The organism is Vibrio sp. Vb1018, from assembly GCF_033338775.1.
Classification (GTDB): Bacteria; Pseudomonadota; Gammaproteobacteria; order Enterobacterales; family Vibrionaceae; genus Vibrio; species Vibrio alginolyticus.
In genome coordinates this window covers 212,786-228,659 of the sequence record NZ_JAWOTI010000002.1, presented here as the reverse complement: position 1 = coordinate 228,659, position 15,874 = coordinate 212,786, and the positions used below count along the sequence as shown (strand labels likewise).

13 protein-coding genes are annotated in these 15,874 nt (G+C 42.1%); 4 read left to right on the top strand and 9 right to left on the bottom strand.

The features are described 5' to 3' along the window. Positions 1-8: 8 nt before the first annotated feature. Positions 9-911 carry a lipid kinase YegS gene (yegS, locus tag R7Z10_RS03440; RefSeq protein WP_005376540.1) on the top strand — a complete coding sequence of 301 codons (903 nt, stop codon included), beginning with the start codon at positions 9-11 and terminating at the stop codon, positions 909-911. Between the two features lie 81 nt (positions 912-992). On the opposite strand, the gene R7Z10_RS03435 is transcribed toward yegS, so the two are convergent. The 4 genes from R7Z10_RS03435 to R7Z10_RS03420 all read right to left on the bottom strand — a co-directional run bounded on the left by R7Z10_RS03435 (position 993) and on the right by R7Z10_RS03420 (position 5,068). After that, positions 993-1,328 (bottom strand): YgiW/YdeI family stress tolerance OB fold protein, encoded by a 336-nt coding sequence (locus R7Z10_RS03435; protein ID WP_017635355.1) that lies wholly within the window; start codon positions 1,326-1,328, stop codon positions 993-995. A gap of 15 nt (positions 1,329-1,343) precedes the next feature. Further along, positions 1,344-1,991 carry an AcfA family outer membrane beta-barrel protein gene (locus R7Z10_RS03430; protein ID WP_225473031.1) on the bottom strand — a complete coding sequence of 216 codons (648 nt, stop codon included), beginning with the start codon at positions 1,989-1,991 and terminating at the stop codon, positions 1,344-1,346. Between the two features lie 163 nt (positions 1,992-2,154). Continuing rightward, the gene (locus R7Z10_RS03425) at positions 2,155-3,768 is read right to left on the bottom strand and encodes a VRR-NUC domain-containing protein (RefSeq protein WP_318103965.1); all 1,614 of its coding nucleotides are present in this window, start codon (positions 3,766-3,768) and stop codon (positions 2,155-2,157) included. A gap of 67 nt (positions 3,769-3,835) precedes the next feature. Next, positions 3,836-5,068, bottom strand: a complete 1,233-nt coding sequence (locus R7Z10_RS03420; protein WP_005388232.1) for an OFA family MFS transporter — start codon at positions 5,066-5,068, stop codon at positions 3,836-3,838. 576 nt (positions 5,069-5,644) lie between these two features. Between R7Z10_RS03420 and R7Z10_RS03415 the strand changes: the two genes are divergently transcribed. Continuing rightward, positions 5,645-6,001, top strand: coding sequence for a hypothetical protein (locus R7Z10_RS03415; RefSeq protein WP_005376535.1), 357 nt, complete (start codon positions 5,645-5,647; stop codon positions 5,999-6,001). Positions 6,002-6,103: 102 nt separating this feature from the next. Here R7Z10_RS03415 and dcuC read toward each other — a convergent pair whose 3' ends face one another. Next, positions 6,104-7,471, bottom strand: coding sequence for an anaerobic C4-dicarboxylate transporter DcuC (dcuC, locus tag R7Z10_RS03410; protein ID WP_005376528.1), 1,368 nt, complete (start codon positions 7,469-7,471; stop codon positions 6,104-6,106). Positions 7,472-7,830: 359 nt separating this feature from the next. After that, positions 7,831-8,955, bottom strand: coding sequence for a fatty acid desaturase (locus R7Z10_RS03405; protein WP_318103962.1), 1,125 nt, complete (start codon positions 8,953-8,955; stop codon positions 7,831-7,833). 271 nt (positions 8,956-9,226) lie between these two features. On the opposite strand from R7Z10_RS03405, the gene R7Z10_RS03400 reads away from it, so the two are divergent. Next, on the top strand, positions 9,227-9,775 hold the full coding sequence (locus tag R7Z10_RS03400; RefSeq protein ID WP_318103959.1) for a GNAT family N-acetyltransferase: 549 nt from the start codon (positions 9,227-9,229) through the stop codon (positions 9,773-9,775). Between the two features lie 89 nt (positions 9,776-9,864). On the opposite strand, the gene R7Z10_RS03395 is transcribed toward R7Z10_RS03400, so the two are convergent. Beyond that, a complete protein-coding gene (locus R7Z10_RS03395; RefSeq protein WP_318103955.1) occupies positions 9,865-10,482 on the bottom strand; it encodes an HAD family phosphatase in 618 nt (205 codons plus the stop codon). Positions 10,483-10,845: 363 nt separating this feature from the next. Here R7Z10_RS03395 and R7Z10_RS03390 point away from each other — a divergent pair, with 363 nt between their 5' ends. Then, positions 10,846-12,891 (top strand): response regulator, encoded by a 2,046-nt coding sequence (locus R7Z10_RS03390; protein WP_053303516.1) that lies wholly within the window; start codon positions 10,846-10,848, stop codon positions 12,889-12,891. A gap of 103 nt (positions 12,892-12,994) precedes the next feature. Here R7Z10_RS03390 and cqsA read toward each other — a convergent pair whose 3' ends face one another. Both cqsA and ylqF read right to left on the bottom strand, forming a co-directional pair. After that, positions 12,995-14,176, bottom strand: coding sequence for an alpha-hydroxyketone-type quorum-sensing autoinducer synthase (gene cqsA / locus R7Z10_RS03385; RefSeq protein WP_237306315.1), 1,182 nt, complete (start codon positions 14,174-14,176; stop codon positions 12,995-12,997). Positions 14,177-14,513: 337 nt separating this feature from the next. Next, positions 14,514-15,458 carry a ribosome biogenesis GTPase YlqF gene (ylqF, locus tag R7Z10_RS03380; protein WP_005376521.1) on the bottom strand — a complete coding sequence of 315 codons (945 nt, stop codon included), beginning with the start codon at positions 15,456-15,458 and terminating at the stop codon, positions 14,514-14,516. Between the last annotated feature and the right edge of the window lie 416 nt (positions 15,459-15,874).

Here is a 15,874-nt window from a genome sequence, read left to right as displayed (position 1 = left end):
GAAGTGCAATGAAAAAGACAATACGTGCCATCCTTAACGGAAAAAAAGCTGGGAATCCAGAGTTAAGAGATGCAATCATGAAAATGAGAGAAAAAGGCATCGACGTACAGGTGCGTGTGACGTGGGAATCTCAAGACATGCCGCGGCTAGTTAAAGAAGCGGTTGATGAAGGCATTGAACGTATTGTTGTCGCTGGTGGCGATGGGACCGTCAATGAGGCGGCTTCTGCGATTATTCAAATTGACAAAGAAAAACGCCCTGAGTTAGCCATTATTCCCCTTGGTACCGCCAATGACTTTGCTACCGCTATTCAAGTACCTAATTCCATTAAGGCGTCTTTATCTCTTGCTGTTGAGGGGCAGTCCGCTTTGGTCGATTGCGTCAAAGCGAACGATCGCTGCTTTATTAACGTGGCAACAGCAGGGTTTGGTGCAGAAGTTACAGCAGAAACGCCTGTTGAACTCAAAAACTTTCTTGGCGGCGGAGCTTACACGTTAACTGGTGTTATAAAAGCACTTGGCTTTAAACCATATGACGGAACAATAAAGATTGAAGGTGGCGCGTATCAGGGAGAAATGTTGCTCGGTGCGTTTTGTAATGGGCGCCTTGCTGGAGGTGGGCAAGAGTTAGCTCCAAAAGCGATGATTAATGATGGGATGATGGATCTAACATTGGTGCGCCCATTTTTACCTCATGAGCTGCCTAAAGTAATCGACGAGATCAATAACCCGAGTGAGAAAGGAGAGTTTGTGAAGTACACTAAAGCAAGCTGGTTGGAGATAGATTTTCCGAATCCATTGCCTCTTAATTTAGATGGAGAACCTTATCATTCGAGAACCATTAGATTTGATGTTCAGCCTAAGAGTATACGATTAGTCGTACCGCAAGATTGCCCTTGCTTGACTAGCTAAACGAGCGTTTTCCATGATTATTGCGTAACACAGCCACTAAAATGTGGCTGTGTTATTTGTGTTGAGGTATTAGTCAACTTCTTAACGTTTTTGAATGGTCTCAACGTCTATTTGCGTAGTTGTCCAATCTGAATCAACCTCTCCTCGAATCATTACGGTATCTTTTGGTGTCACTTCTTGACCCATCCAATCTTCGTTGTCGATCTCTACTTCGATCTCACCAGTGTTGTCTTTGAACAAGTAAGTCTCGTTACCAAATGATTGAACAATATGCCCGGTTAGCACTACAGCGCTGTCGTCGGTTGCGTTGCGCGCCTCTTTCACCGTATTGATTGCACTGACTTCTGGACCATTAAACGCGGCGAAAGCCGAGCTTGAAAGTAGAGCAAGCATGGATGTTAACAATACTCTTTTCATTATCATCTCCTTATATTAGAAGTAATAAGTTGTGCCTACGTTAAAGGATGCAGTGTTTGCGTAGCTGTCTAGTTGGTATTTAGCGTTTGCGCCAATGGTGAGCTTTGGCAACACTTGGTATTCCGCGCCCACAGAGAACATTGCGCCTAACTCGTTGCTTTTCTCTGAGCTATGGAAAAGCGAGTTGCTTATTTCCACATCGTCATTCGCGACAAGCTCATATTCTTGATGTTGAGCAACCTTGGCGTCGTATTGCGTGTAAGTTAAACCCGCTTTGAATTTTGTTGTCCATTTATCACTTAATGCATAGCTAAACACTGGTGCTAGCGAGACTTGTTTGGCTTTGATTGACGCATCCCAATCCATTTCATGATGGTAATCTTTGCCATCAATTGTCTTGATACCAAGGTTCTTAGAACGGCCGTCATCAAGGTCAAACTGGCTGTAACCTAGCTCAATTGCCCAATTGTCATTAAACGAGTAACCGATAAAACCTGAGAAAATACCATCCTCAAGTTCTGGATTAAGTGTTACATTTTCAGCTGAAAAGTGAGGTTCCAAGTCATGGTCAGTGGTGCCTAGTCCATATTCCAGACCTACATAAGGAGCCGCAGATACCGAAACTGAGCAGGTAACGAGTAACGCAAGAATGGTTTTGTTCATTTTATTTTGCCTCTTCAAATCAACTTAATGAGTAGAAGCGCATTGTGTGTGATGAAGCGTGAAGTGATCGTGAAGAAACAAAAATATTTCAGAAAAAGAGCAAGGTGCGGTAAAAAAGAAATTGTTTTAATGAATATGCGCCAAGCTCTTTATATAAAGAGAGTTAACTTGCGGCGACGTAACACACCGCAAATGGCACATTAAGGCGAGTAAACTCTTTAATCCAACGCCATTGGTTGTCTTGGAGTTTATCGCCTGGCCCTTTTACTTCAATCCATTCGAACTCGTTTCCTTTAAAAGCAATCAGATCAGGCATCCCATTGCGGTAAAGCTTTAGGTCACTCAATTGTATTTTAAATAGCGCCACCAACATGCTAGTTGGGATTGTATCAAGTGCCGTTTCGAGTAGCTCTTTACTTATTAAGCTCCAATGCACAAATGGATTGCTGATACCAAACTTCTCATCGTACCTAGTTAACAACGTATGAGTATTGCCCGTTTCCAACTCACCAAACGTCGCATCTATCAAAGCTTGGCGTTTGGTAACAAAATCAGAATGGTACAAATCCAGAGGACGATGTTGATAGGCATTGATGAATGCGCCTTCGATGGGAGCGAAAATCGCATCCCAAAAAGTGAGACCAAGTAATGCATTAAGCAGTGCATTTTCGGCGTAAAATACAGTCCAGCCTAAGGACTCAAAATACGCTTTGCTGGCGAGTTCGACTCTCTGTTGAGATAAATCCAGTTCAAGGCGGTATTCCGTACAGGTTGACTTCGTCACTCTTGGCACTTTCTCGCCTTGTTTTCGTTTTAACCGTTGCTCAAGTTTTTGTGCAACTTCGAGCTCAGACACATCGATCGGTGAGTGAAGCATATCTGTGACAATGTCACCAAATAAATCATCATGGTTTAATTTGTCATAGATACGTGCGCGTCGTTCTCGGCTCGGTGTGAGTTGAGTTTGCCCAAATAGAGATAGGGCGGTCTCTAGATCATTAAGCCGTTCGTAATCACGTGCTATGTCATTCAACATGTGCTCGCGTTTACGATCTACGTAACGGTGTTTAACGGGCTGAGGCATTGCCTCAATTAATAAGTCGAGATTGGCTTTGTCTTTTCGGTCAAATTGCCAGTACAGGTTGGCCAACTGGCTCAGTTCAATTAAACGGTCTATTTGCTCACGTGAATCAAAGAAACGGCGCACTTTACTCAATTGATATTGCTCGAACTGATGCAAACCTAAGTCATCAAGCACAAACTGACTTAAGTCTTGATGGGTGTTGGCAAAAAACAGAGTGAGCAACACGTCGATCATATGAGCTGAATTGAGTTTGACGATCGTAAACTCAAGCTTCTCTATACGATCAAATTCCGCATTACTCAAACGTTCGACAAGGGCGTCTTTCTTGAGTGATTTCGGCAGTTCGGGATAAAGTGTGGAGATTTCTGGTTTGGTCAGTAAATTGGCCGCTAACTCTTGATGAGAAAGGGGTGGGGAAAGGGCTACAAACTCATGCTGACTCAATTCTACCAGTGCTTCATTGATAGAAGGTATTTCTTGATAACTCAGCTTATCGCTTCGAAACCAACACCCCTTTCGGCTGTATAAACGCACCAAAAGGCACTGGGCGTGTTTGCTCAAAGAATCAAACGAGCAAAGCCATGCGTGTTCTTCCTTGGTCAGTAAATCGCTGTACCAAGTTACTGCGTGATGAGTCAGCTTGAAGAAGTTCTCTAGATAGTAGTCTGGTGCAAATTCGATAGGGCTTTCCATAAACGACCGATAACAAAAAAGGCTTAACCCATAGGTTAAGCCTTTTTGCTATCAAATCAATTCGCAATTATGCGTTTTTTAGCTGTGCTACTTTCGCTTCAGACAATGGCTTAGTGATGAACGCTAGTACGATACATACTGCCATCATTGCTGAAGAAATTGTGTAAGCCAAGGTGTAGCCGTCGCCATTTGTCATCGAGAAACCAACAACCGCTGCGCCGATTGCACCACCGATACCCCATGCTGTGTAAAGCACACCGTAGTTAGTGCCGTAGTTTTTCAGACCGTAGAACTCAGCCGTTAGAGTAGGGAATACCGCTAGAAGTGTGCCGTAACCTACCGCTGCGATTGCTGTACCGATGATCAGTGTAAACTCAGAGTCGAACGTCGCGAACAGCACCATGTTTACGCCTTGTAGAACGAACGCGAGTAGAAGCGTACGAACACCGCCGATTTTATCTGCAAGCATACCCGCGGCAACACGACCGCCAGAGTTGAATACAGCAAGAATAGACGCTAGGTAAACCGCGTTTGGCAAGTTTGCTTGAACGCTTGCGATTGTCGTGATGTTACCAATGATCATTAGACCAACAGAAGCTGCAAACGCGTACATGATCCATAGAGAGTAGAACTGTGGCGTTTTCAACATTGCTTTCCAAGTTAAGTCATCTGACTTTTTCACCGCTTTAGGTGCTTGGCCTTCTTTTACTTTAGGCTCAGCAGGTGTGTAGTCTGCTGGTGGGTTGTTGATGGTTGCTGCAAGAGGAACTGCAATCGCTAGGATACCAACACCAAGAACCATAAAGCTAGTTTGAATGCCCATGCTGTCTATTAGCGCAGAAGTTACTGGCGCAAGGTAAATAGCCGCTAGACCGAAACCTGCCGCAATAATGCCGTTAACCATACCTTTCTTCGAAGCGTGGAACCACTTCATCGCAGAAGGTGATAGGCATGCGTAACCAAAACCGATACCTGCACCTGTGATCACACCGAATGTAATGTTCAACATTAGTGGAGAGTTCACAAAGCCAGAAGCGATCATGCCCAGACCTGTAAGAACAGTACCTAGGATAAGGATCATTCGAGGGCCCATGCGGTCTTGAAGAATACCTGCAATAAGAAGACAGATAGAGAAAGTGATGGTTGCAGTTGCGTAAGGTGCAGAAGCTTCTGCAGCACTCCAGCCTGATTCAGTTACCAGTGCCTTGTTGAATACACTCCAAGCATACAGGATGCCAAGACAAAGGTTGATACAGAACCCTGCTAACAGGATGCGCATAGCTTTATCAATCTTGCTCATTTTTATTCTCAGTTTTTCCTCTTATTGGCAATGCCGCAAAGAAGGTTGGTTTAAAGATGTTTTTTCTCAAAATTAGTTTGCGTTTTTCAACGTTTAACGCAATGAGCGCGGATTATAACCAATAAATATGTGATTGGAATCTCTTTTTACGGTTACTGATAAAATAATTTGCAACATTAAAAGTGGATGTGAATTCATGGTTTTGTATGTAGTAAGAACGTTGTAAAAAAGTGGCATTTTTTGTTCACTAATAACGAATGATGAGTCAAGACAGAGAGGTTTTACGCTGTTGAGTGCACAGTTCACATTTCAAATAAAAAATTTCAAAATGTTTCCATGTTAACCATCTGTAACAAAAATGGAGAATTTATCATCTGGCTGTCGTAAGTATCAGATGCAAAGGGTTTCTTAATTTTTAATTGTTAACCTTTTGTAATAATTGAAGCTGATTAGCTTTTGTGTTCATTAAGTGAGCAAAAAAGTAACTTGTAATTGCTGATTTTAGGCGCAGAATATAGTGAAAAATGAGTTTTCATTTATGAAGGGATGCTTTTTAGATTTGTTGTGAGGTGACTTATGAAACTGTTCCTATTACTCATGGCTTCGGTATCCGCTGGTATCGCATCAGCAGACCACATCCATTCATTTATGTTGGGCTTATCTATTGCTTCTTTAGCGGTAGGTAGCTGTTATTTCTTCGCATTTCGCAGCTCGCGCTTTCCACAGCTTGCTTTATTCCTACTCATTTGCGGTATGCTTTCTAAGTTGACGATAACCGTAGTCGGTGTGATGTGGGGAATGTCCGCGGAATTAATCACGTCTCCAATCGTATTCGCACTTTCATATTTATTCTTTTCGCTTGCCGTTACCTACTTATGGTTTAGCTACAGAGAGAGCATCACTAAGATTCCTGACCGATTTAAGTCAGCGTAAATCATCACATTAGAATAAAAAAACGCCAGCACATTTGCTGGCGTTTTTAATTAAACGTAATTTTGTTCGGATATTGCTTTTAGTTTGATCGTGGCAATACCGTTAGGCACTCATTGGAACAAGCACCATAGTACCAATAATCACCGTGATAAGGCCTGCTAGAACTGGAACGGATGTGCGTTTTACAACCTCAAACGGGCTGATGTTTGCCATACCTGATGTCGCAACGATTACGCCAGATACTGGTGAGATAGTACGGCCTAGGTTTGATGCTTGAAGCATCGGGATAATTAGGAACGCAGGGTTTAATCCCATTTTAGCAGCTAAAGATGGTGCTAACTCCACGAACGCATAGAAAGGCGCGTTGCCCGAACCCGTTGCAATTGCTGCTGCAACTGTCAATGCAGTTAGAATAAGCATTAAAGCAACGCCGCCTGCACCAGCATTGTCTGCGAGATGAAGTAGGTTATCGATAGCGCCGATAGACATCAGACCTTGTGCAAAAACCCCTGCGGCAACCAAAAGCATCACAACGCCTTTAAACGCGTCAGCCATGCCCGCGTAACAAGAATCTAAATCTTCTAGTGATTTCTTACCATCGAACTTATTTACAACATAATGGATCAGAGCTCCAAGGAAAATCGAACCAACCACAATAGTGTAGATGTCTAGACTAAGTCCTGGAATGGTACGACCGTTGAATAGGAAAACGCCGATGATAGGTAGAAATGGAAGAGCTGCATAAAACGCTGGTGCGTCAGCTTTGATCTCTGATACATCAATTTTTTCCATTGGCGTATTTTCTTTCTTATCTAAGTATTTGTTCCAGAAGAACGCTGCCGCTGCCATGACGATGATTGCGCAAATAGAAACAGGCAACACAGTTTGTACCGCAAACACATCAAGCTCTAAACCAGACTTTTCTGCTGCGATAACAACATCACCAGAAGTAGGAGAAAGGATGATTGCCGCTGGAGAGGCACACACTGCAACGGCTGCTGGACGAGAAATGCCCATCGCGACCATCATTGGGAATAGTGTCGCCATTAATAGTACGCCAAGGCCTGTTGCAGAACTTACCGCAAGAGACATTAAACACGCCACAATGTAAGCCGCTACCAAAAGGACGTAAGGAGACTTGATGACAGAAAGCGGTTTAGAGAACTGTTTCACTACCACGTTGTTCGCGCCGATATGAGTCATGTATGACGCAAAACCACAAAGCAGCATGATTTGCATACCAAGACCGCCACCGCGGTATTGAAGCATGTATTTCACGTATTCAAGCGCATCTGTCACCATGTTACCAGTTGAGGTGATTTTTGACGGCAGCACGTCGTGCCCCAAAACGCCAGTCATAAGAAGTAAAGCAATACCAGCTGTCAGTAACACGCCCGCAGCTTTATAGCCTTTGACAATAAAGTAACCCACCGCAATGGTAACCACTAAGCCAATTAAGAGCTCTAACATAGGGATCTCCGAATGTTATGTAAAAAAGAAAGAAACTGTTTCAGTTTATGACAAGGAATTTACAGAATTCTTAGCTGTGGCACGAGACAAATATGGGGCTTGCATGATCTGAGACAAATAATAATTTAATAAATAATTTCGTTAGATTGTATTGTTGGAATTTGGTTTTCTAAGTGTTATGTGCTGGTTTGAAGCTATTTATAGGAAGGAAAATATGACTAGGAAAGTGAATGAATAATGAGTGAATTGATTCACAATAGGAAAAAGACTTTACTCAATAAGCAATTATTGGAAAACACTCTTCACAACAAAAAAGCTTCGCCGAAGCGAAGCTAAGTAATCGTAAGAATGAGGATAAACTATGCGTATCGACGAACCATAAGGTTCCAACTACGTTGCTGCCGTTCGAACTCTGCTTTAATTTGCTGGTACTTCATTTTCGTTACAGAACATTCGTATTTTTTTACCACACTGGCAGTTTTGGCACCGAGTACTTCTTTGCGCATCTCGTAGTATTCCTGCATGTGATGAACTAGAGTATCAAACTCGTGCTGTAGCTGATCGAGGATCGTTTGCGTGTTCGGTTTCGATTCTAGCTTTTCTCTTGCTTTCTTCAAAAGTTGACTCGCACGGGCTTTTTCAATTCTAAATGTAGGCGTTGTGCGCAACTTAGATGTGAGTCCTAGCCAAGAACATGACTTTATCAACCACTTCGTTGGGTCGTAATGCCACCAATACACGCCATTGCGATAGTCATTCTCGAAAATATGATGGAAATTATGGTAACCCTCTCCAAATGTGAAAAAGGCGAGTACACCATTATCGCGAGCAGTGTTTTTGTCTGTGAAAGTTTGCTTACCCCAAATATGTGCGAGGGAGTTAATGAAAAAAGTCGTATGGTGACTCATAAAGAGTCGAGTCGCACCAACGACCAATAACATCCCCCAGATATCACCGTAGATCAGTCCGAGCATGACTGGGAAACCAATATTAGTCAGTAGGGCAAGTGGAACATAATACTTATGCTGCCACATGACGATTTTGTCGCGCTTTAGGTCACGGCAGTTTGTATATTCGTTTTCCTTTGATTTATTGTAATCACGTAACATCCACCCAATGTGAGAATACCAAAAACCCCGCTTGGCTGAGTACGGATCTTTATCGTTATTGTCGACATGTTTGTGATGCACACGATGATCAGAAGACCAATGTAATGCACTATTTTGCAAAGAAAATGCTCCTCCAATCGCAAAAATGGCGCGCAAAATAGGATGAGCTTCGTATGTTTTGTGGCTCCAGAGACGATGATAGCCTGCTGTAATAGAAAGGTTAGTAAAACTAAATGCAATCACTCCCCAAATTAGATGTTCCCAACCTAGTCCAAAATGATATGCATACCAAGGCATTACAATAAAAGTCAGAACAAAACTGGCAGAAAATATTAATGTATTCAACCAGATAACAGGTGGTTTGTTTTGAGTCACAGGTGTATCCCTAACTTTGAGCTAACAACTGTTCGCTAGAATATCAGCGTACACATGTAAGTCAAATTAAAGTTAGACAAATGTGACTATTCCTTTGGGTGTAGATTAAGGAACTTGATGGGATATTTTGCTTTTAATTGAATAATGAGTAGTATTAAAAAATGAGCTCTGGCTTAAGGTGTATAAAATCTGCCAAGAAACAAGTGTTATAAAGGTGGAATATACCGAGACTCTATAAAGAAGCAAAAATGTAAGAAAATAGGAATACGTAATGGATTTACGATTAGCGGAATATAAGGACTACGAGCGCATTGCGCATCTTCATGCGGATAGCTGGAAGCGTCATTACCGTGGCATTCTTAGTGATAACTATCTTGAGAAAGAAGCGATTGACGACAAACTACTGATTTGGCAAACCCGTTTGACCAACCCACCATTCAATCAGCACATTGTCTTGGCGGAGGAGGGAGGTTTGCTACTTGGCTTTGTTTGTGTGTTCGGCAATCATGATTTCGAGCGTGGAACCTTTATTGACGCATTGCATGTTGATGACAGTTACCGTGGTCGTGGGATTGGTAAGCAGCTATTACTTGCTGTCGCAGAATGGCAACAGCAGTACTTTAAAGACACAGGTCTTTATTTAGAAGTTGTGTCGCAAAACATTTCTGCGATTGAATTCTATCGCCACATTGGTGGACAAGAGGATCAAGAGCGAACTTGGCGCGCACCTGATGGCAAAGAGGTGTTAGAAAAAGTATTCCGTTGGAAGAACGCCCAGTCATTAGTTAGTCGGATTGAGGAAAACGTGATTTACTCCTAACCTAGCGTTCTAAAACATTAGATAAGAGCAGTCTCAACACTGCTCTTTTTTGTTTATGCACCCTAACGTTATGTGTTATTAAAAGCTTTCTAGAAGTTAACCCCCATGGCTTTTAGTTCGAGCTCACATTGCTGAGCATTTTCAAACTGAATAGCAGCCATGCCAACTGCTCGGGCACCTTCAACATTGTAAGGCATGTCATCAAGAAATACTGTCTCTTCGGGGTTAAGCTGATACTTTGAAAGTAGAGTTTGGTAGATCTCCGCTTGTGGTTTTAGTAATTGAACTTCAGAAGAGATGATTGCTCCATCAAACAGTGGCCAAAACTCATAGGTAGTACGAAGATGTTCCACCATTTCGTTGATGTTGTCTGTGAGCGCATATACGCCATATCCGGCACTTTTTACTCGTTTTAACAGCTCTATACTGCCGTAAAGTAGTATTTGAGTGTGTTTTACATAATAAAAGAAGCGGTCCATTTCTTCCGTCGTTACTTGGTGTTCACGTTGATAACGCTGTTTTGCTTCCCTTTCGGAGATCGTCCCTTTATTTAAATCTTTCCAGATTTGTGATGAAAATAGCATTTGAGCCATTTTCTCTGACTCTACGGAACCACCAAATGTTAAGCGAACGATTTCTACTGGAGACCAGCGTACCAATACATTACCTACATCAAAAATGACATTTTTTATCTGGAAAGAATTCATGACACACCCCAAGCCAATTGTTTGTCACCGCGCCATATGCGGTGAGTGCTGTTTTTAAATCGTTGGAAAGCCGTGCCAAAGGCGCGACTTGAGTTTCTAGAACAAAATGAGATTAACATCCAATTGGATACAGAGCGATTATCGCAAAATTACACTAAACTATATGCAACTTTGTTTATTTGGTTGTAAATCAAGTGCAGCTGTCTTAAAAGATTGAAACTAAAGATAAGTATTGCGAGCTGTTTACGTCATTTCGCGCTGCTTATAAATGATGATTAATATATAATTAGTTAATAATAAAATGATAAAAGTGAATCAAAATCACATTGTTGTGCGTCAGGCGGAGTAAGCAAAACAGATTATATGGACTCGATACGTAAGGTTTATCAATATGCAGAACCAAACCTAACTCTCGTTGGCTGGATGGGGTTTCTTGGCTTTCCGCTGTACTACTTTGTCTGGGAGTTTGCCTTTCCACAGGCTTATGAAAATTTACCTCTTAGATTGTTTTGCTCGTTATTGTTTTTCGGCATCATTTTTAGAAACCGCTTATCATCGACTTGGAGAGATTATGTTCCTATTTACTACCAAGTGACGATAACGCTGTGCTTACCGTTTTTCTTTTTTTATATGTTACTGATGAATGACTGGTCCAATGTATGGGTTATGTCGTTTATGTCTGCAATTTTCTTACACATTTTACTGGTTCATGTTACTAGGGTCATGTTTGCTCAAACCTTTGCTGGGATAGGTTTAGCAACATTCTTCGCTTGGGTTGCAAAAGGGTTCCATCTTGACTTGACCATGGATTGGACTCATGTGCCAATCTTTCTGTTTATTTATGTCTTCGGTAATTTGTTCTATTTTCGTAACCAAGTTGAACATGAAGCGAAAGTCTCGCTGGCAAAATCATTCGGGGCAGGGATTGCACATGAAATGCGTAACCCGTTGAGTGGGCTTTGCACTTCAATAGATGTTATCCAGTCGATCTTGCCCAACATGAAAGAGGCAGGAAAAGAGCAGTACGTCATGAGTGTAGAAGATGTCACCTTATTACGTGAAGTGAGTCAGGATGCAATGAACATTATCCAATCGGGTAATGAAACCATCGATTTATTGCTGACTTCGATTGATGAAAATCGAGTTTCTCGTTCTAGCTTCAAAAAATATTCAGCTCACTCGGTCGTTGAACAGGCAATTGAAAGCTTCAGTTATAAACGTGCCACTGATCGATTTGCCATATCGTTGGATGCGAGAAGTGAGTTTGAGTTTCTAGGTAGTGATACGCTGCTTAAATACGTTATGTATAATCTTTTCAAGAATGCCTTCCATCACCGTAAATCTGAAGATTTTCACATACATGTATCCATGATAAGTTCAGAACGCTTTAATCAAATTGTTGTAACCGATAATGGTGCTGGTATTGCTCCTGATGTTCTACGCAATATCTTTCAAGACTTTTACACCACCGGCAAATCAGGAAGTTATGGTTTGGGCCTACCGTTTTGTAAAAAAGTCATGCGTTCATTTGGGGGGAACATTGAGTGTCAATCTCAGTTAGGGGAGTGGTCTCAATTTACGTTAACTTTCCCACTAACGACATCTGATACCGTTACTGAAATCAAAAACGATCTGACTAAACTCAAAACCATTCTAACGGTGACTAGCCAAGATATCTTGGTGTCTAAAGTAACAGATATTAGCCGTTTTATGGGCTTTGACTCGACAATTTTAGATGTCAACCAAGTACTCAAAAAGAAAGAGTACGAGTTCGAATTCGATCTGATTTTTATCGATCTTGAGAGCTTAGATCCAAGAGCAAACCAATTGGATAGATTAGAATCTCTCTTGTCTTTCACTGAAGCACGCATAGTTTATCTTTTTGAGCATCATCCGACTCAGAGAGCACGTAAGGCTGCATATGAACCTATTTGGATCGAAACGCAAGCCTGGTTATTGAATACTAAACCAACTATTGAGCGTCTCTTATATGATTCAAGCTATGTATCGACACCAACGGCCTCGGTGACGTTAGATAATTCAAATAAGCGCACAATTATGGTCGTGGATGATAATGAATCTTTGCGTAAATTCACGGCAATGTTACTTGAAAAGCAAGGCTTTGAAGTGATTCAGAAAGAAGACGGGCAGCAGGCTCTGGATACACTAGAGCAAGAAGATGTTGATCTCATTCTGATGGATATCGAAATGCCAATTATGGATGGTGTAGAAGCGTCTAGGCGAATTCGAAGCTCGGATAAAAACTATGCGTCGGTACCTATTATTGCGCATACAGGGGATAGTTCACCTGTCACGTTGGACAAAATTGGGTCTTCGGGTATGTCTGACTTCATCGTAAAACCGGCGGATAAAAATCGTTTGTTCGATAAAATCGCAAACTGGATCTAATCATTCGCGACTTGTTTTCTTGAGGCGAGTTGCTCACAACGAATAACACGAATAAAGAGCTCAGCAAAACTGTTGAGCTCTTTAGTTTTATCTACACACTAACTTACACAAACTCTAAGTCAGGGTGTGCAAATGCTTGTTGGCAGACAGTGAGTACATGATCAACTTCAGCAGCTGTCATGTCTGCATTGACTGAAAAACGGATGATGTTTTTGTTCCTTCCAGTTGCAGGGCGGCAAAACACTGCGCCGTAAACATTTCGCTCTTCGAGAAAATCGCGGACTCGCTCAGTGTTTCTCTCGTTGCCGCATTCTAATGAGATAATTTGTGATTCACTGCGAATAGTAAATCCAATGCGTTTTAAACCAACGGCTAAAGACTTGGCTCTTTCAAACAGAATATCTCGCTTATCATCTGATTTTCTTATGACGTCCAGTGTTTTCTCTAGCCGAATGATCTCTTGCGGTAATACAGTAGAACTAAATATTGCAGGGTACGCCACAAACGGAAGCGTCTTCGCCAGTTTTTCTGGGCCTAAAATCGCGCCAGCACGATAAGCAAATGTCTTGGCAAGACTAACGGTAATAAAATCTACCTTATGAGTTAAGCCAAGACCCTGCAGTATCCCCGCACCTTGTGGACCGTGTGTACCTAAAGAGTGTGATTCATCTACAACCAGGCCGCAGTCAAACTCCTGTGCTATTTCGTAGATATCACGTAGAGGAGCGATGGTCCCGATAGTGCTGTAAACCGAATCCACAACAATGATCCCTGAACCGTGACGTGAAATCTGCTTTCTTAGGTGACTGGTGTTGTTATGCATGAACGGATGAATTTGTGCTCCGGCAATACGTGCGCCTTCCCACAAAGACATATGTGCAAAGAAATCAATGTACACAGGTATGTTCGGTGCACAAATAGTCTGCAATAAACCGAGATTCGCAGCCCAACCAGATTGAGAAAGTAGACAACTAGGCATACCAACGAAACTGGCTAGTTGCGTTTCAAATACAGGTTTCGATTCATCGTCTTGTAAGAAAATCGCGGACATCACGACGTTGTCATCGTGCTGGGAAATCGCATCACGATGCGCACTTTGAATCTCCTTGTTATGAGACAGTGCAAGGTAATCATTGCTTTGCAGGACAACGGCATTACACGGTGGGCGTTTACCAAGAACAAGGTGTTTTTTGTTCTCATTCGGTTCGATTAGATCTTGAATATAAAAATCTAGGCGTTCCTCGATAAAGGAGGGAAGTGGTTTGCTTTGTATAGTTTCACTCATAATAAATCTCTTCTTCATATGGAAAAACGCCAGCGCTGACACTTATTCATATTGCGGATTTTGGGGAGAGTGTCACTAACCAGGTTGCATAAGTTTGCAGACCCTTGCAAACTCGACATTTGAGGGTTGGATGGTGGCTGTAACTCTATAGGGGCCCGGGGTCTAAACTAGTTTGTGCTTAAAGTTTATACGGCGATTTTGCGGTGTTTTTTCGTGCTTCATATCTGGGATTTTGGATGAGGAATATAAAGTTTGAAAAGTGAAAAAAATGGGCGCATTAGATAACAAAAAAGGCGCGAAAATCGCGCCTTGAAACATGAGTAGATAAGAGACAAGCTTATCGCTTATTACGTAAATAGCGCTTACGACGCTCTTCTTTACGCTTCGCTTTCTCTTCTTCTTTACGGGCGGTTTCAATCTCGACTTCAATCAGCTCTTGAGTGATCATTTCTGGGCGTTCTAATGTAATTTGGCCCAAAGTGCCTTGGCGAAGTTCGTGTAATAAGATCTCTGATACTTTGTGCAAGTCAACACGTCCACCTGCACGTAGTGCACCGCGGCGACGACCAATTTCTTCCATGATCTCGATGTCTGATTCTGGAAGCTCTTCAATTTGATAACGCTCTTTAAGCTTGTCTGCATAATGAGCTGCTAGGTATTCAATGGTATAGAATGCGACTTCGTCATATTCCATCGCTGTATCTTTTACCGCGCCAGTAGCCGCAAGGCGGAAGCCACTGTGTGGATTTTCCACTTTTGGCCATAAAATTCCTGGAGTATCAGATAATACGATGCCATTTTGCAGGTTGATACGTTGTTGACGACGTGTAACCGCGGGTTGGTTACCTGTTACAGCGATTGTTCGACCTGCGAGGGTGTTAATGATCGTCGACTTTCCAACGTTTGGGATGCCCATGATCATGGTGCGAATGTTTTTACCAATTTCTTCTCGGTGTGGGGCAAGTTTGCGGCAAAGCTCCATGATTCGATGCACTTCTTGTGGTTCAGAAGTCGTGATCGCCATTGCTTTTACATGTTGCTCTTGCTCCAAGTGCTCAATCCACAGTTGAGTTAACTCTGGATCGGCCAAATCACGTTTGTTCAAAACTTTAACGACAGGTTTGTCACCACGGATTTGAGAAATCAAAGGGTTTTCACTACTGAAAGGAATACGAGCATCCAGTACTTCGATGATCACATCCACTTGAGGGATTGCTTCTTCGATCTCTTTACGTGCTTTGTGCATGTGGCCAGGAAACCACTGGATTGAGTTATTAACCATTTGAATTTATACCTTAATTTTTCTAATGCTCCAGCGGTTGTAAAAGTAGCGATGTGAGTCTTGAGTAATACAATACTAGAACGCATTTTCTAAAACTGTGTTTACTTCAAGCTGCTCGAAACCGCGGAGTTGAGCTTTCTTTCATGTTAATACGCCAGTTTATCATGGAATGATGATGAATCATTCAAGATGAAAGTAAAAAGCTATGGCGTGTAAACCTAAAAGCACACATCCCTTATGTATACCGACTCGCAGTGAATATCCGTCTGGGTGAGAGACCGAACGCAAACACTGTGTAGTCAAAGGTGGATTGTGTTGTCAGATTGTTCTGACGAATTTTGGTTTTTTGGTTTTATATCAAATCTTTATTTTTATTTCGCTATTGAGCGAAGTTTGACTTTTATCTGACAAAAACT